The 16,983-nt window shown below is 49.8% G+C and carries 10 protein-coding genes; 9 read left to right on the forward strand and 1 reads right to left on the reverse strand.

Annotation, left to right across the window (positions count from 1 at the left end; all coding sequences use genetic code 11):
• The first annotated feature begins 131 nt into the window (after positions 1–131).
• The 3 genes from rnr to EJL04_RS13170 all read left to right on the forward strand — a co-directional run bounded on the left by rnr (position 132) and on the right by EJL04_RS13170 (position 6,281).
• Positions 132–2,333 (forward strand): ribonuclease R, encoded by a 2,202-nt coding sequence (rnr, locus tag EJL04_RS13160; protein WP_125105228.1) that lies wholly within the window; start codon positions 132–134, stop codon positions 2,331–2,333.
• 874 nt (positions 2,334–3,207) lie between these two features.
• On the forward strand, positions 3,208–5,058 hold the full coding sequence (locus EJL04_RS13165; protein WP_125105229.1) for a 2-oxoacid:acceptor oxidoreductase subunit alpha: 1,851 nt from the start codon (positions 3,208–3,210) through the stop codon (positions 5,056–5,058).
• A gap of 218 nt (positions 5,059–5,276) precedes the next feature.
• A complete protein-coding gene (locus tag EJL04_RS13170; RefSeq protein WP_125105230.1) occupies positions 5,277–6,281 on the forward strand; it encodes a 2-oxoacid:ferredoxin oxidoreductase subunit beta in 1,005 nt (334 codons plus the stop codon).
• Positions 6,282–6,419: 138 nt separating this feature from the next.
• On the opposite strand, the gene upp is transcribed toward EJL04_RS13170, so the two are convergent.
• Positions 6,420–7,079, reverse strand: coding sequence for a uracil phosphoribosyltransferase (gene upp / locus EJL04_RS13175; RefSeq protein ID WP_125105231.1), 660 nt, complete (start codon positions 7,077–7,079; stop codon positions 6,420–6,422).
• A gap of 263 nt (positions 7,080–7,342) precedes the next feature.
• Between upp and pckA the strand changes: the two genes are divergently transcribed.
• The 6 genes from pckA to EJL04_RS13205 all read left to right on the forward strand — a co-directional run bounded on the left by pckA (position 7,343) and on the right by EJL04_RS13205 (position 16,887).
• Positions 7,343–8,956 carry a phosphoenolpyruvate carboxykinase (ATP) gene (gene pckA, locus EJL04_RS13180; RefSeq protein ID WP_021853553.1) on the forward strand — a complete coding sequence of 538 codons (1,614 nt, stop codon included), beginning with the start codon at positions 7,343–7,345 and terminating at the stop codon, positions 8,954–8,956.
• Between the two features lie 967 nt (positions 8,957–9,923).
• Positions 9,924–10,703, forward strand: coding sequence for a hypothetical protein (locus EJL04_RS13185; RefSeq protein ID WP_125105232.1), 780 nt, complete (start codon positions 9,924–9,926; stop codon positions 10,701–10,703).
• Positions 10,704–11,381: 678 nt separating this feature from the next.
• Positions 11,382–12,797: a BamI family beta-barrel-assembly machinery protein gene (locus EJL04_RS13190; protein WP_125105233.1), complete on the forward strand. Its 1,416-nt coding sequence runs from the start codon at positions 11,382–11,384 to the stop codon at positions 12,795–12,797.
• 36 nt (positions 12,798–12,833) lie between these two features.
• A complete protein-coding gene (gene porG, locus EJL04_RS13195; RefSeq protein ID WP_021853548.1) occupies positions 12,834–13,514 on the forward strand; it encodes a type IX secretion system protein PorG in 681 nt (226 codons plus the stop codon).
• Positions 13,507–14,247 carry an isoprenyl transferase gene (locus tag EJL04_RS13200; RefSeq protein WP_021853547.1) on the forward strand — a complete coding sequence of 247 codons (741 nt, stop codon included), beginning with the start codon at positions 13,507–13,509 and terminating at the stop codon, positions 14,245–14,247. Before porG ends, EJL04_RS13200 begins: the two co-directional genes overlap by 8 nt.
• 24 nt (positions 14,248–14,271) lie before the next feature.
• The gene (locus tag EJL04_RS13205; protein ID WP_021853546.1) at positions 14,272–16,887 is read left to right on the forward strand and encodes a BamA/OMP85 family outer membrane protein; all 2,616 of its coding nucleotides are present in this window, start codon (positions 14,272–14,274) and stop codon (positions 16,885–16,887) included.
• Positions 16,888–16,983: the final 96 nt, after the last annotated feature.

Below are 16,983 nucleotides of genomic sequence, written 5' to 3' on the forward strand. Positions count from 1 at the left end.
CTTCGCACAGAAAGGCTATGCCACGCCTGCACGGCGCAGAACAGCACAGAGCCCTCAGGCAGGGCTGATGCACAGACCGCGCACAGAACCGAGGCTGACGGCAGGCCGGGAATTAAAAAAAACACAAGATTATGGCAAAAGGAAAAAAATCGACAAAGAGGCTGACCAAGAACAAAATATCGGAGATGCTGCAAAACCTCTTTCTGCAGAACTCAGACAAGACACTAAGTTTCAAAAACATATTCAAGACTCTTAACCTGAAGACTCATCCGGCAAAGATGCTGGCAGTGGACGTGATGGAAGAGATGGCATGGGACGACTTCCTGAGCAAGGTGAGCGACAACTCATACAAGCTGAACACCAAGGGACAGGTGCAGGAAGGCCGCTTCATACGCAAGGCCAACGGCAAGAACAGCTTTGTGCCCGACGACGGCGGCAAGCCCGTGTTCGTGGCTGAGCGCAACTCGCTCTTCGCCCTTACCGGCGACCGCGTCAAGGTTACGTTCATGGCGCGCAGGGAGAACCATATCAAGGAGGCTAAGGTTATAGAGATACTTGAGCGTGCGCGCGACACGTTCGTGGGCAAGCTGAGAGTTGAGAAAGACTTTGCCTTCCTTGTTTCGAACAGCGACATATTTGTTCACGACGTAATAATACCGAAGAACAAGCTGAAGGGCGGAAAGAGCAACGACAAGGCGCTGGTGAAGGTTACAAAATGGCCCGACACAGACAACAAGAACATTATAGGCGAGGTGGTTGACATTCTGGGCGAGACCGGCGACAACGACGTTGAGATGAACGCCATACTGGCACAGTATGGTCTGCCGTACAGATATCCCAAGAAGGTTGAGGAGGCTGCCGAGAAGATAAGTGCCGAGATAACCGAGGATGACTATAAGGAGCGCGAGGACTTCCGCGACGTAACCACGTTCACAATTGACCCGAAGGACGCCAAGGACTTCGACGACGCCTTGTCAATAAAGCCGCTGGGCAAAGACTTGTGGGAGGTTGGCGTGCACATTGCCGACGTGTCTCACTATGTTACCGAAGGCTCCATAATAGACAAGGAGGCACAGAAGCGTGCCACGAGCGTGTATCTCGTTGACCGCACCATACCTATGTTGCCCGAGCGCCTTTGCAACTTTATATGCTCTCTGCGCCCCGACGAGGAGAAACTGGCTTACAGTGCTGTGTTCAACCTCGACGCTGATGCCAACGTGAAGAGCTGGCGACTGGTTCACACCGTGATAAAGAGTAACCGCCGCTTTGCCTATGAGGAGGTGCAGCAGATCTTGGAAGACAACGGAGTGGTGGAAGGCACGGGCGAGCCCGCACCGCCTGCAGGCAAGGACGGATACAAGGGCGAGTTTGCCACGGAGCTGATAACGCTCGACATGCTGGCAAAGAAGCTGCGCAAGGCGAGATTCAAGAACGGTGCGGTGAAGTTCGACCGCGAGGAACTTCATTTCGACGTTGACGAGAAGGGCAAGCCCACACGCTGCTACTTCAAGAAGTCGAAAGACGCCAACAAACTCATCGAGGAGTTTATGCTGCTGGCCAACCGCAGCGTGGCCGAGGGTGTGGGCAAGGTGAAGAAGGGGCAGAAGGCAAAGACGCTGCCTTACCGTATACACGACGTGCCCGACCCGACAAAGCTGGAGCGTCTGCGCGAGTTTATCGTGAAGTTCGGCTACAAGTTGAAGACAGAAGGCACCAAGGGTGAGATATCGCGCAGCCTGAACAAGCTGATGGACGACTGCAACGGCCGCCGCGAGCAGAACGTGATAGAGAGCGTTGCGCTGAGGGCAATGATGAAGGCTAAATACAGCGTGCACAACATCGGCCACTACGGACTGGCTTTCGAATATTACCCCCACTTTACAAGCCCTATCCGCCGTTATCCCGACACGATGGTTCACCGCCTGCTCACACGCTATCAGAACGGTGGACGCAGCGCAAACAAAGAGTATTATGAGGAGCTGTGCGAACACTCGAGCGACATGGAGCAGATAGCACAGAACGCCGAGCGCGACTCTATAAAATATAAGATGGTGGAGTTTATGGCCGACAAGATAGGCAACGAATATCCTGCCCACATCAGCGGCATAACGTCTTACGGCATTTACTGCGAGATAGACGAGAACCACTGCGAAGGCATGGTGCCCATGCACGATTTGGACGACGACTACTACGACTTCGATGAGCGCAACTACTGTCTCGTTGGCCGCCGTCATCACAACAAATATCAGCTGGGCGACCCGATAAAAATCAAGGTGGCACGCGCCAACGTTGAGAAGCGCCAGCTCGATTTCACACTGGCTGAGGAACAATAAAAATACAGCCGTGGCAACTGCAAATGCCGGCATGAAGCATCAAGGCTCATGCCGGCATTTGTTATATCATAACAGCCAGAATATGTATGATAACCCCTGTTATGGGCTTGTCAAGGTTACAGATTGTAACTTGTTGATGATAAAACGGCATATACAGCGTTTTTTGTCTGACTTATGCGGCCGGTTTTTATGGCTTCGTGTATAACGGCGTTTCAGATTAAAAGCAAAGTTTTATCTTATTTGTTGTAATGTCGCTTTTTGTTGGCGTGCAGATGTTTATATGCAGAAAAACAGATACTTATGGCAAATCATGCCGGTAGATAGCCTCAGGATTGATGTGCAGATGAATCTGTCGTTGATGGCATGCTGCAGAGCTACACCTTATTATATTATAATAGGCAGCGCTGACAGCCTGCTTTCAGTTTGAAATTTTTGTGGTTTTAGGCATCGTTTATTATCTTTTCGCCCTTGCCGTGGCAGAAAAGCTGCTGTACGTGATGCCTGAAGGTTGCCGTGCAGATATGCTTTGGCTCGTAAATATGCGTGTTTCAGGGCCTTTCAGCGTTTTCTTGATGTAGCGAAAAGATGTTTTTTAGCAAAAAATAGCTCTGACATATTATTTTTTTCATCACTTTTATTGTGTTATTATTGTTATTGAAACACTTAATTTTTGTCGCAGAAGTGAACAATTTTCGACAAAATGCTGTCAGATGCTAAATATTTATGCAAAAAGATTTTGCGGTTTCGATAATCTTTACGACCTTTGCAATTAATCTTAAATACATAGCATTGTTCTCGCGTTTGGGTCAGCCCGGCGCGGCAACAGACAGTAGAAAAACATACTAATAAGTTATAAAGTTTAAAAAGACTTTTTATGGCAGAAGAATTGGAAGTAAAACAGTTAGATGATGTCGTAGTGCGTTTTTCGGGTGACTCCGGCGACGGCATGCAGCTGGCGGGAAACATCTTCTCGACAGTTTCGGCTACGATAGGTAATGGAATCTCGACGTTTCCGGATTATCCGGCAGACATCCGCGCCCCGCAAGGATCGCTTACGGGTGTTTCGGGCTTTCAGGTTCACATCGCCAGTGGACGTGCTTACACTCCCGGCGACAAGTGTGACGTGCTGGCGGCCATGAACGCTGCTGCACTGAAGACTCAGTACAAGTTTGCCAAGCCACAGGCTACGATAATCATCGACACCGACAGCTTCGGTCCGGCCGACCTGAAGAAGGCCGAGTTTAAAACTGACGACTACCTGGGCGAGATGGGCATCGACCCCGACCGCGTGGTGGCTTGTCCGATAACTCAGATGGTGAAAGACTGCCTGGCAGACAGCGGACTCGACAACAAGACCGTGCTGAAGTGCCGCAATATGTTTGCTCTCGGCGTCGTATGCTGGCTGTTTAACCGCAATCTCGACTTCGTTACATCGTTCCTGCGCGAGAAGTTTGCCAAGAAGCCTGCTGTTGCAGAGTGCAACATCAAGGTGGTGCATGCCGGATATGACTACGGCCACAACACTCACGCAAGCGTGCCCGCCACTTACCGCATCGACTCTAAGAACAAGGTTAAGGGACGCTACATGGACATAACGGGTAACAAGGCTACTGCCTATGGACTTATTGCCGCTGCCGAGAAGGCCGGCCTTAAGCTCTATCTTGGCTCATATCCCATCACTCCTGCCACAGACATCCTGCACGAACTGGCTAAGCATAAGTCGTGCGGTGTCATGACGGTGCAGTGCGAAGACGAAATATCTGGATGCGCCAGTGCCATTGGTGCATCGTTCGCCGGTGCTCTGGCCGCAACATCTACATCAGGCCCCGGCATCTGTCTTAAGTCAGAAGCCATGAACCTGGCTGTAATCGACGAGCTGCCGCTCGTTGTCATCGACGTTCAGCGTGGCGGTCCGTCAACAGGTCTGCCTACAAAGAGCGAGCAGACCGACCTGCTGCAGGCTCTCTTCGGACGTAACGGCGAGTCGCCTATGCCGGTGATTGCCGCAACAAGTCCTACAAACTGTTTCGACTCTGTATATGCTGCAGCCAAGATTGCTCTCGAGCATCTTACTCCTGTTGTGCTGCTCACCGACGCTTTTGTGGCTAACGGTTCGTCAGCATGGAAACTGCCCGATATCAACGAGCTGCCCGAAATTCATCCTCACTATGCAACACCTGAGCAGAAGGGCGTTTACACTCCGTATAAGAGAGATCCGGAGACAGGTGCACGCTACTGGGCTATACCGGGACAGGAAGGCTACGAGCACATCCTGGGCGGACTGGAGAAAGACGGCGACACAGGTGCCATCTCTACCGATCCGGAGAACCACGACAAGATGTGCCGTCTGCGTGCAGCAAAAGTGTTCAAGATTCCTGTTCCAGACCTTGAAGTGCAGGGCGACGCCGACGATGCCGACTTGCTGATCGTTGGTTTCGGCGGAACATTCGGCCATCTGTATTCTGCTATGGAAGAGATGAGAAGTGCCGGTCATAAGGTGGCTCTCGCTCACTTCAACTATATCAACCCGCTGCCTAAGAACACAGCTGAAGTGCTGGGCAAGTATAAGAAGGTAGTTGTGGCAGAGCAGAACCTTGGTCAGTTCGCAGGCTATCTGCGCATGAGAATCGACAACTTCATGCCTTATCAGTTCAACCAGGTTAAGGGTCAGCCCTTCGTGGTAGGCGAGCTTGTAAAGGCGTTCACCAAAATAATTAATAATTAAGAAGTAAAATACAAGAGTAAAGAAGTAATGGAGTAAAGGAGTTAAGACAAATGTCTTGAAGGCCGTATTGGCCGTGGATATCCTTTACTGTGGATAAGAAGAGATTGCTGACATAACAATCAGACAGATTTCATGGCATGCTTGCATGATAAATCGCTGCGCTTGCTGTTGTCTTAGCTCCTTAGCTTCATACCCTTTGCTCCATAAAAATAATTGCAATGGAATATACTGCGCAAGATTATAAAAAGGGACAGCCGCGGTGGTGTCCCGGTTGCGGCGACCATTTCTTCCTCGCATCGCTGCACAAGGCTATGGCAGAACTCGGCGTTCCGCCTTATCAGACAGCCGTCATTTCAGGTATCGGATGCTCAAGCCGTCTGCCTTATTATGTAAACACTTATGCCATGCAGACCGTTCACGGACGTGCTGCGTCTATTGCTACGGGCGCCAAGGTTGCCAATCCCGACCTGACAGTATGGCAGATTAGCGGTGACGGCGACGGACTCGCCATCGGCGGTAACCACTTCATCCACGCCATGCGCCGCAACATCGACATAAACATGATTCTGCTCAACAACCGCATCTACGGACTCACCAAAGGCCAGTATTCGCCTACTTCTCCGCGCGGATTTGTCAGCAAGTCGTCACCTTACGGCACAGTTGAGGACCCGTTCCTCCCGGCAGAACTGTGCTTCGGAGCACGCGGCCACTTCTTCGCACGTGCCGTTGCCACCGACGCTCAGGGCACAGTAGACATCCTCAAGGCTGCATATAAGCATAAGGGTGCTTCTGTGTGCGAGATTCTGCAGAACTGCGTAATCTTCAACAACGGATGTTATGATCCGATCTACAAGAAGGAAGTGCGCGCCAAGAACGCTATCTACGTTCGCCACGGCGAGCCGCTGATCTTCGGCGAGAACAATGAGTACGGACTCATGCAGGAAGGTTTCGGCCTCAAGGTTGTTAAGCTGGGCGAGAACGGCATTACAGAGAAAGACATTCTCGTGCATGACGCTCACTGCCTTGACAACACTCTGCAGCTGAAACTTGCCATGATGGACAACGAGCACGGATTCCCCGTTGCGCTCGGCGTCATCCGCGACGTTGAGGCTCCTACCTACGAAATGGCAGTTAAGGAGCAAATCGAAGAAGTAAGCGCCAAGAAGAAATATCACAACTTCATGGAGCTGCTCGAAACCAACGATATTTGGGAAGTTAAATAAATATAGGGCAAAATAAAAGTCTGTATAAAAAGAAACGCCCCGCAAATAGTTGTTTGCGGGGCGTTTCTTCTTATATGTTTTTCCTTAATCCTAATTTTGATAAAAGCAGTCTGAGCTAAGAAAAATAGTCTGTCATGATTACAGCTTGCTGCCGTAGCACAGGTCGCCGGCATCGCCGAATCCCGGCACGATGTATTTGTGCTCGTTCATGCCCGGGTCAACGGCTGCGCACCATATTGTGGTCTTGTCGTCGGGCAGAGTCTTCTTTATGTGGTCTATGCCGTCGGGTGTGGCTATCACGCAGGCTATGTGTATGCGCTTGGGCGTGCCTTTGGTAAGGAAGGCCTTGTAGCCCAGCTCCATCGATCCGCCCGTTGCCAGCATGGGGTCGGCTATGATGAGCGTTTTGCCGTCGATGCTCGGCGTGGCAAGATATTCAACATGTATGCCCACCTCGGTGTGCTCGTTGTCGGTATATTCGCGGTATGCGCTCACAAAGGCGTTTCCGGCGTGGTCGAACACGTTGAGGAATCCGTTGTGGAAAGGCAGTCCGGCACGGAATATCGTGGCAAGGATAATCTTGTCGGCAGGCACGCTGACGCGCGATACGCCCAGGGGCGTGGTTACGTCTTTCGTCTCATATTCGAGCGTCTTGCTTATCTCGTAGGCCATCATCTCGCCCACGCGCGTTATGTTGTTGCGGAACAGCAGACGGTTCTGCTGATAGTTTACGTCTCTTATCTCTGCCAGATATTGGTTTAAAATCGAGTTGGTTTCGCTAAAATTAATTACTTGCATGCTTTTGTTCTTTTTCTGCAGTCTTTCGTGACTGTATGTTATGTATTTGTGCAAAAGTAAAAATATTTCTCGATTTTTGCAAAGTGCAAATTGCAAAAATACTTCGGGCCGTTTAAATTTTTAATACTTTAACCTAAAAAGACTTTTTATAGGTGTTTTTTATACCCTTCATTGTTGGCTGATAATCGATTTTTTGCTAACTTTGCAGCCGATTTAAGGTAACTATCAGGAACAAATAATTCACTTTTTAATATATTATTAAAATGGCAAAGTTTGATAAGTCAGTTTTAGAAAAGTATGGAATCACAGGTACAACTGAGGTTCTTTACAACCCGTCTTATGAGGTATTGTTTGAGGAAGAGACAAAAGACGGCCTTACGGGTTTTGACAAAGGTCAGGTGACAGAACTCGGTGCAGTAAACGTAATGACAGGTATTTACACCGGACGTTCTCCTAAAGATAAGTTCATCGTAATGGATGAAACTTCAAAGGACACTGTATGGTGGACTTCAGACGAATATAAGAACGACAACAAACCTGCTTCTCAGGAAGCTTGGGCTGCTGTTAAGGAAATAGCAAAGAATGAGCTTTCAAACAAGAAACTCTATGTTATCGACGGTTTCTGCGGTGCCAACAAGGACACACGTATGGCTGTTCGTTTCATCATGGAGGTAGCTTGGCAGGCTCACTTCGTAAAGAACATGTTCATCCGTCCTTCTGAGGAAGAGCTTGAGGACTTTGAGCCTGACTTCGTTGTTTACAACGCTTCTAAGGCTAAGGTTGAAAACTATAAGGAGCTCGGTCTGAACTCAGAGACAGCTGTTGTGTTCAACGTAACTTCAAGAGAGCAGGTTATCATCAACACATGGTACGGTGGTGAGATGAAGAAGGGTATGTTCTCTATGATGAACTACTTCCTGCCGCTGAAGGGCATCGCTTCAATGCACTGCTCTGCTAACTGCGACAAGAACGGCGAGAACACAGCTATCTTCTTCGGTCTGTCTGGTACAGGTAAGACAACTCTGTCTACAGACCCGAAACGTCTGCTTATCGGTGACGACGAGCACGGATGGGACGACAACGGCGTGTTCAACTTCGAAGGTGGATGCTACGCTAAGGTTATCAACCTCGACAAGGAGAGCGAGCCCGATATCTACAACGCTATCCGCCGCGACGCTCTGCTCGAGAACGTAACTGTTGACGCTGAGGGCAAGATCGACTTCACAGACAAGAGCACAACTGAGAACACTCGTGTTTCTTATCCTATCTACCACATCGACAACATCGTTAAGCCTGTTTCTCACGCACCGGCTGCTAAGCAGGTAATCTTCCTGTCAGCTGACGCATTCGGCGTACTGCCTCCTGTATCTATCCTGACTCCGGAGCAGACTAAGTACTACTTCCTCTCTGGCTTCACAGCTAAGTTGGCTGGTACAGAGCGTGGTATCACAGAGCCTACTCCTACATTCTCTGCTTGCTTCGGTCAGGCATTCCTCGAGCTGCATCCTACAAAGTATGCTGAGGAGCTGGTTAAGAAGATGGAGAAGAGCGGTGCTAAGGCTTACTTGGTTAACACAGGTTGGAACGGAACTGGCAAGCGTATCTCAATCCGCGACACACGTGGTATCATCGACGCTATCCTCGACGGTTCTATCAACAACGCTCCTACAAAGAAGATACCTATGTTCGACTTCGAGGTTCCGACAGAACTTCCTGGAGTTGATCCTAAGATCCTCGATCCGCGCGACACATACGCTGACGCTGCTGAGTGGGAAGCTAAGGCTAAAGACCTCGCAGGCCGCTTCATCAAGAACTTCGTTAAGTACGAAGGAAATGAGGCTGGTAAGGCTCTCGTAGCTGCAGGTCCGAAACTCTAATTCTGAATAAAATAGATTTAGATATCCTTTTAAGTAGGCGTGCCTTATGGCATGCCTACTTTCTTTTTGTGCCCTGCCGTATGGTCCGTGGCGTCCTGCCGTGCAGCGTGAGGTGAGTCTGCCTGACAGCCCCTGATGCCTGTAGGCGGGGTGGGGCAGATGGATAATCCCAAGTTTGCCGTTATTGTTCAGTCTTTATTTTGGCTTTATATTGAGCGGATTGTAGTTTTCGCCTTTAGCGGTTATGGCAGGCCATGCCATGGAAAGACAGATGAAAATGCTTCAATAGAGACAAAAGACGGCTTGAAGGCATGAATGAACAAAATGGATAAAGCCATATACGATATGATGACGATTTGGGATAATATGAAACAGAAAAGTTTTTCGTATTTACTCGTCACTCATCACGGCGGTGTGTTATGCGCTGTATGTCAGACGTTTGCAGTGTGATGAGTTGATGTATTGACTCATCACATCTGCCGCATGGCATCCCGGCGTGATGAGTTGCAGATATGGTTTGCTGCGGCTTATATTATTGACAGTCAGTAGGTTATGTCATATTATCGTAGGTGAGGAGCCTTTCTTGAAAACATATTGCATTTTACGGCTTTGCAAAAGCATACCTTTTACGTTCCAAAAGGTGCCCTTTCAGCCTGCAAAAGGCCATGTTTCGGCGTGCCGTTTGCCGTCTTTTGCAAAGCAGGCTGTTTTTGTGGTGCCGGCATTAGGCAAGGCATCATGCTTCTGCGCATTTCACAGTTGTCAACATTTCATGCCATATCCCCTCTGCCTTATATAAATTATGCGGTTGCGCTTTTATTTTTTATCCTGCCGGCATGAAAGAAAAATAAATTCAGTATATTTGTAAAAAAATATCCCGTGCGTGTCATGGTGCGTCTTCCGCCCTTGTATGCCCTGCGGGGATGAGTTTCTTAAATGTTTAACCTAACCATCTTATCTTAAAATTATGAAACCTGCAATGCTGCTAAAAGCTATTATCAGTGTGTTGTTATTCTCGTCTGTAACTGCGGCTCAGGCTCAGACTGCCCGTCCGTTCAAGGGTGCCTGGTATGCCGACGGACTGTATGTCGACATCGACTTCTACGGAAAGAGCATATCTGACCCTAACTCGATGGACGGCGACCCGTGTGCCGGCACAATAAGAATCAAGCCCGATGACACGTCGATGGCGTATACGATTGAAAACCTTAAGATGAGCGGCAACAGGGCCACGGCCACAGCCTACTTTGCCGAGAAAAACTCCAAGCTCAGCTTCGAGTATATGGCAGACGGCAGTTTGAAGATGACCAGCAGCGACGGCTTCTCGTATGTGGACGACGAACTGAAGAAACTGCCGCAGAATTCGTATGTCCTGCACAGGGCGTCGCCGTTCAACGGTGAATGGAAACTGGCAAAGGGCGACGGCACGCTGCGCATAAACCTCTACTACAAGAGCATGTATGAGGAAAACGCCGAAGGCGGAAGCGAGATGTGCTACGGAACTATTTATGTTGCATACGGCAACGGAATGAAGGTGGACAACAGCCTGATAAGGGCCCGCAAGATAGAGGGCAACAAGGCTGTGATTGAGTATGTAGGCGGACGCGACGGCAACACTTACCGTGCCGTGCTTGTTTATAACCCGTCAACACGCCAGATTACGGTCAAGTCGCCCGTGTCTGTCGGTGCATCAGGCGGAGTTAAGGAGAGCTTTGTGGTAGACGGCATGGTGTTCACGCGCCGCTGACGCCGCTGCGTGATAGTCGTTTTGTCCCTTTCAGGGCGGTATGTGCGCCCGGCCTGCATGCGTGTGCATGTGTGGCCGGGCGCGGCTTTTGCCATGTCCTGCCGCCGGCTTTTAGCTCCCGTGCAGGCTTCCGCCGCCCGGTTTCCGTCCGTGTATGCTGCGGCGTGAGGGGGCATGTTACGTGCCCGTTCGGGCCGTTTTAGGCAGTTGTCCGTCGTGCGGCAGCCTGTTTGCGTTGACGAAAAACAAGTGTTTTGATTTAAGTCAAAAAAACAGCTTTTTGATGCAAAAAACAAAGGAAAACGCTTGTGTGTTCGCACACAATGCGCTATCTTTGCTTCGTGTTCGTGAGAATACGTTTTCATAGGTTAGTAGTTTGATAGATTTAAGGTAAAGATTATGTTATTAGATTTTTAATTAAGTGATGTTGGTCTTAAGTTTTGTTGATGACCAAAATGTACATCATTAATTTGATTAACACCAACATCAGTTAAGGTTTTGTGAGGTCGGCGTGAGTGATTCATACCGGCCTCTTTTTTATAAAAACTTTAAAAAAACTTATATATGTATATAAAAAGTCCAATTTATTAATAATTTAGACAATAAAGTATTTAAAATCAGGCTTTATTTAAGGAATTCTGATTAAATTTGCAGCTAAAAATAGAAAATATTCAGCGAATGAAACGTATTATCCAGTGTTTGGCAATACTGTTCTCCGGGACATTTTTACTGGTTTCATGCCTTAGTGACGACAACGACAACAATTTTGTATATTATGACGACACCGCCATAACGTCATTTTCTTTAGGTACGGTCAATCAGTATCTTCACACTCTGTCATCCGAAGGAGAGGACAGCGTCTACAAGGTAGAGATTACCGGCAGCAACTACAAATTCTACATCGACCAGCTTAAACGCGAGATTTACAACCCCGACTCTCTGCCCGCAGGCACTGATGCCGCGCACGTGATATGCAACGTGGGAAGCAAGAACTCGGGCATCGTGGTGATAAAGAATGTAGACAGCGACACCCTGTCGTATTACAGCAGCTCTGACTCTGTAGACTTCACACAGCCGCGCGAGTTCAGAGTCTATTCGGTAGGCGGAGCATACTATCGTGCCTACAAGGTCAGCGTGAACGTCCATAAGGAAGATCCCGACTCATTCCGCTGGAACGCTCTGCCCGTGGAGCCGCGCTTTACGGCCATGAGCGGCATGAAGGCCGTTACGCTCAACGGCAAGGTGATGCTGTTCGGAAGCAACGGAACGGCAACTACTGCTCTGACAACTGATGCGGCAGGCACATGGACCGCCCTGACTGCGGCAACTCAGCTCGACGCCGACGCTTACAAGAGCGTTATCGTGAAGGACAACATGCTGTATACGCTCAGCAACGGCACCGTGATGACATCTGCCGACGGAACAGCTTGGACAGCAGTGGCAGCCTCTGATATCAGACAGCTCCTTGGCGCAGGCACAAGCAAGATGTATGCCATGGATGCGGCAGGCAGACCCGTAAGCTCTGTCGACAACGGTGCCACATGGACAGCCGACAACATAGTAGGCGACGAGGCAAAGCTGCCCGTGCACAATGCCGGACTTGCCACCTTCGCGCTTAACACAGACAAAAGCTCAGAGCGCATAATAATAGCCGGCAATCCTGCCGACGACGCCTTTACGGCAGACTCTGTGGCTTTCGTGTGGAGTAAGATAGAGGAGTATGCCCCAGGTTCGGAGCAGCACTCATGGATAGAATGCAACGAAGAGAACAGCTATCAGCTGCCGCGCCTGTCTGACCTCAAGATGACACGCTACGGCGACGTGCTCATAGCCATGGGCGGAACAGCGCTCGGCACATGCAAGGAAAAAGCATTCGGAAAGATATATGTAAGCCAGGACAACGGACTTACATGGCATACTGACGACAGCTATGTTATGCCCGAGGGCTTCACCAACGGAACGAGCAACACGTTTGCCATAACGGTTGACGACGAAAACTGCCTTTGGATAATATGCGGCGGCAACGGACAGGTGTGGCGCGGAAGACTCAACAAGCTGGGATGGGCCGACAACCAGACCTCGTTCACAAAATAACAAAATAACCGTATAATAACAGTTCACCACCCGTAAATGAGAAAAATCCTGCTTTGCATCATTGTCTCGGCGCTGTCGCTTTGTGCAATGGCACAAGACGACAACGAATATAAGATGGAGATTGGTGTGGGTGCAGGCATGGTGGCATACGAGGGCGACTTCAACGGCAACGTGACCAAGAACATGCAGCCCATGGCGTCGCTCATTCTCAGACGTGTAATCAATCCGTACATGGGCCTTAAGCTCGACCTCTCATACGGAAAGCTGAAGGGCAGCTCGGCCGGGCTTGAGACATGGTATCCCGAGTATTCCGACAATCCGGTTGAATTCAGCAACACGCTCATCGACCTCGGAATAACTTATGAATACAACTTCTGGCCTTACGGCACGGGCCGTGAGTACAGAGGAGCCAAGCGCCTCACTCCGTTCATTTTCCTCGGACTTGGCGCAACATACGTAAAGGCAGACGCCGACAACGTGTTTACGGCAAACCTTCCGCTCGGCCTGGGCGTGAAATATAAAATAGGGTCGCGGCTGAACCTTGGCCTTGAGTGGGCTGTCCACTTCTCGCTCAGCGACAAGCTCGACGGCGTGGCAGACCCTTACTGCATCAAGAGTTCGGGACTTTTCAAAAATACTGACTGCTATTCGGCTCTGAAGCTGACATTAACCTACAGCTTCATGCCTAAATGTATAACATGTAATAAAGATGACTGAGACTAAGATTGACATGAACCGCATACCGCAGCACATTGCCATCATCATGGACGGCAACGGCAGATGGGCAACTGAGCGCGGCAAGAAGCGCAGCTACGGCCATCAGGCCGGTGTTGAGTCGGTTAGGAAAATCACGTCAGAGTGTGTGAAGCTCGGCGTGAAGTATCTGACGCTTTACACCTTCTCAACCGAAAACTGGAACCGCCCCGCCGATGAGGTGGCCGCACTTATGGGCCTTGTGCTCACGGCTCTTGAGGACGAGATATTCATGAAGAACAATGTGCGCTTCCGCGTTATCGGTGATGTCGACAGGCTTCCGCTACAGGTCAGGGAGAAGCTGGACGAGACAATGGAGCACACCAAGGACAACAGTGCCATGACTATGGTGGTGGCTCTCAGCTACTCTTCAAAGTGGGAGATAACCAACGCCGTAAAGAACATAGCCGCCGAGGTTAAGGACGGACGTCTCGCAATCGACGCAATCGACGAGAATGTCGTGGCAGACCACATGCAGACACGCTTCATGCCCGACCCCGACCTGCTGATACGCACGGGCGGAGAGGTGCGCATATCCAACTATCTGCTCTGGCAGATAGCCTATTCGGAGCTTTATTTCTGCGACACTTACTGGCCCGACTTCGACGAGCAGAGCCTGCATGAGGCCATTGCAAGCTATCAGAAGCGCCAAAGACGCTTCGGCAAGACCGAGGAACAAGTTGAAAACGATAATTAATATTCAAGACAACAGACATATAAGATGAACAGAATAATAGGATGCTTGACACTGCTCGCTGCATTGCTTTTCAGCATTGGGGCTGTAGCGCAGGAAAAGATTGTTAATCCTGAAATCTCTTATGCGGGCACTCCGCGTTCCGGTGTTATCGGCGGAATCGCTGTGTCAGGCGTGGAAGGTTACGAAGATTATATGCTTACGGGTATTTCGGGCCTTACCGTCGGCCAGAAAATAGAGCTTCCGGGTCAGGAGATTACAGAGGCAGTGAAGCGCTATTGGAAGCACGGACTGTTTTCAAACGTGCAGATTGCGGCCGACTCTATCGTAGGCGACAAAATCTATCTGCACTTCTATCTGGCTCTGCGCCCGCGTGTGTCAACCATTAATTATATAGGTGTGAAGAAGTCGGAACGCGAGGACCTTGAGACAAAGCTCGGACTTCTTAAGGGCAACCAGATTACGCCTAACATGATAGACCGTGCTGAGCTGCTGGCCAAAAACTATTTCGACGACAAGGGTTATAAGAATGCTGAGATAAACATACGCCAGCGCGACGACGTAACGGCTAAGAATCAGGTGATACTTGACGTCGAGATTGACAAGAAGGAGAAGATGAAGGTGCGCCAGATTATCATTGAGGGCAACAAGAACCTGAGCGACTCTAAGATTAAGGGCGGACTGTTCACAAAGGGTGCCTTCACCAAGACACACGAGGCCGGCAAGCTGTCGACATTCCTTAAATCGAAGAAATATACCCCCGAACGATATAAGACTGATAAGCAGAACCTTATAGACAAGTATAACGAACTTGGCTATCGCGACGCCACCATCGTTGAAGACAGCGTATGGAACGTTGACGACAAGCATGTCAGCATTTATCTGAAGGTGGACGAAGGAAAGAAATATTATATAAGAAACATAACATGGGTGGGCAACACCGTGTTCTCAACCGACTATCTGAGCCGTCTGCTCGGCATGAAGAAGGGTGATGTGTATAACCAGAAATTCATGCACAAGCGACTCTCTGAAGACGACGACGCTGTGGGCAATGAGTACTGGAACAACGGTTATCTGTTCTACAATCTGCAGCCTACCGAGGTGAACATCGTGGGCGACTCAATCGACCTTGAGATGCGTATCATGGAGGGCAACCAGGCCCACATCAGCCGTGTGCGCATCAACGGTAACACCCGTGTGTATGAAAACGTTGTGCGCCGTGAGCTGAGAACAAAGCCGGGCGACCTCTTCTCGAAGGAGGCCTTGATGCGTTCGGCACGTGAAATGGCGTCTATGGGACACTTTGACCCTGAGCAGATCAATCCGGATGTAAGACCTAACTATGAAGACGGAACCGTTGACATCAACTGGGATCTTGTTCAGAAGTCTAACGACCAGGTTGAGTTCTCGCTCGGTTGGGGACAGACCGGTGTCATCGGACGTATCGGCTTGAAGCTCAACAACTTCTCAATGGCCAACCTCTTCAACAAGAATAAGGAGCACCGCGGCATATTGCCAGTCGGCGACGGTGAGGTGCTTTCTATCGGAGCGCAGACCAACGGTACGTATTATCAGTCGTACAACGCATCTTACTCAACCAACTGGTTCGGCGGAAAGCGTCCTATACAGTTCACCGTCGGAGCTTACTTCTCTAAGCAGACCGACGTGTCGAGCAACTATTACAACAGCGCCTACATGAATAATTATTATAACTACCTTTACGGTTACGGAAACAGTTACAATAATTATTATGAAAACTTCTACGACCCCGACAAGTATGTCAAGCTGCTCGGTGTGTCAGTGGGATGGGGTAAGCGTCTGCGCTGGCCTGACGACTACTTCCAGTTGTCTGTCGAACTGGCCTACCAGCGCTATATGCTGAAGAACTGGCAGTACTTTATCGTTACCAACGGTAACTGTAACAACCTTAACCTGGGCATCACCCTGTCGCGTGTATCTACCGACAACCAGCTCTTCCCGCGCCGCGGTTCAGAGTTCATGGCATCGCTCACAATCACTCCGCCTTGGTCAGCGTTCGATCATAAGGACTACAAGAACCTTGCCGTCAATCCGGAGTCGCCGACATACACAGCCGAGCAGCAGGAGAAATACCGCTGGGTTGAGTATCACAAGTGGAAGTTCCGCGCCAAGACATATACCGCACTTACCAACGGACAGAAGTGTTTCGTGCTCATGACCCGCGTAGAGTTCGGTCTGCTCGGTTCTTACAACAAGTATAAGAAGTCGCCTTTCGAAACCTACTATATGGGTGGTGACGGTATGAGCGGCTACTCAACAGGCTATGCCGAAGAAACTATCGGCTTGCGCGGATACGACAACGGTAGCCTCACTCCTTACGGATATGAGGGCTATGCCTACGACCGCTTCACTCTTGAGCTTCGTTATCCGTTCCTGCTCGGCAACACCACAATCTATGGTCTTGGATTCCTTGAGGCAGGTAACGCATGGAACGACACCAAGGACTTCAACCCGTTCGACATGAAGCGTTCAGCCGGTATCGGTGTCCGCATCTTCTTGCCGATGGTAGGTCTTATGGGTATCGACTGGGCTTACGGCTTCGACAAGGTGTTCGGCACACGCGGCGGCTCACAGTTCCACTTCATCCTCGGACAGGAATTCTAATGGCTTAGATGCCGAATGTCAAGATAAAGAGAGTTAATAAATTGGCCGTCAGGACATATAGGCGTATCTGTCACGTCGGTTTTGTCAGTTTAATTT

It is taken from the genome of Prevotella marseillensis (assembly GCF_900625065.1).
Classification (GTDB): Bacteria; Bacteroidota; Bacteroidia; order Bacteroidales; family Bacteroidaceae; genus Prevotella; species Prevotella rara.

Coding starts and splice junctions, on each gene's coding strand:
- rnr (WP_125105228.1), top strand. CDS start 132: ATGGCAAAAGGAAAAAAATCGACAAAGAGGCTGACCAAGAACAAAATA.
- EJL04_RS13165 (WP_125105229.1), top strand. CDS start 3,208: ATGGCAGAAGAATTGGAAGTAAAACAGTTAGATGATGTCGTAGTGCGT.
- EJL04_RS13170 (WP_125105230.1), top strand. CDS start 5,277: ATGGAATATACTGCGCAAGATTATAAAAAGGGACAGCCGCGGTGGTGT.
- upp (WP_125105231.1), bottom strand. CDS start 7,079: ATGCAAGTAATTAATTTTAGCGAAACCAACTCGATTTTAAACCAATAT.
- pckA (WP_021853553.1), top strand. CDS start 7,343: ATGGCAAAGTTTGATAAGTCAGTTTTAGAAAAGTATGGAATCACAGGT.
- EJL04_RS13185 (WP_125105232.1), top strand. CDS start 9,924: ATGAAACCTGCAATGCTGCTAAAAGCTATTATCAGTGTGTTGTTATTC.
- EJL04_RS13190 (WP_125105233.1), top strand. CDS start 11,382: ATGAAACGTATTATCCAGTGTTTGGCAATACTGTTCTCCGGGACATTT.
- porG (WP_021853548.1), top strand. CDS start 12,834: ATGAGAAAAATCCTGCTTTGCATCATTGTCTCGGCGCTGTCGCTTTGT.
- EJL04_RS13200 (WP_021853547.1), top strand. CDS start 13,507: ATGACTGAGACTAAGATTGACATGAACCGCATACCGCAGCACATTGCC.
- EJL04_RS13205 (WP_021853546.1), top strand. CDS start 14,272: ATGAACAGAATAATAGGATGCTTGACACTGCTCGCTGCATTGCTTTTC.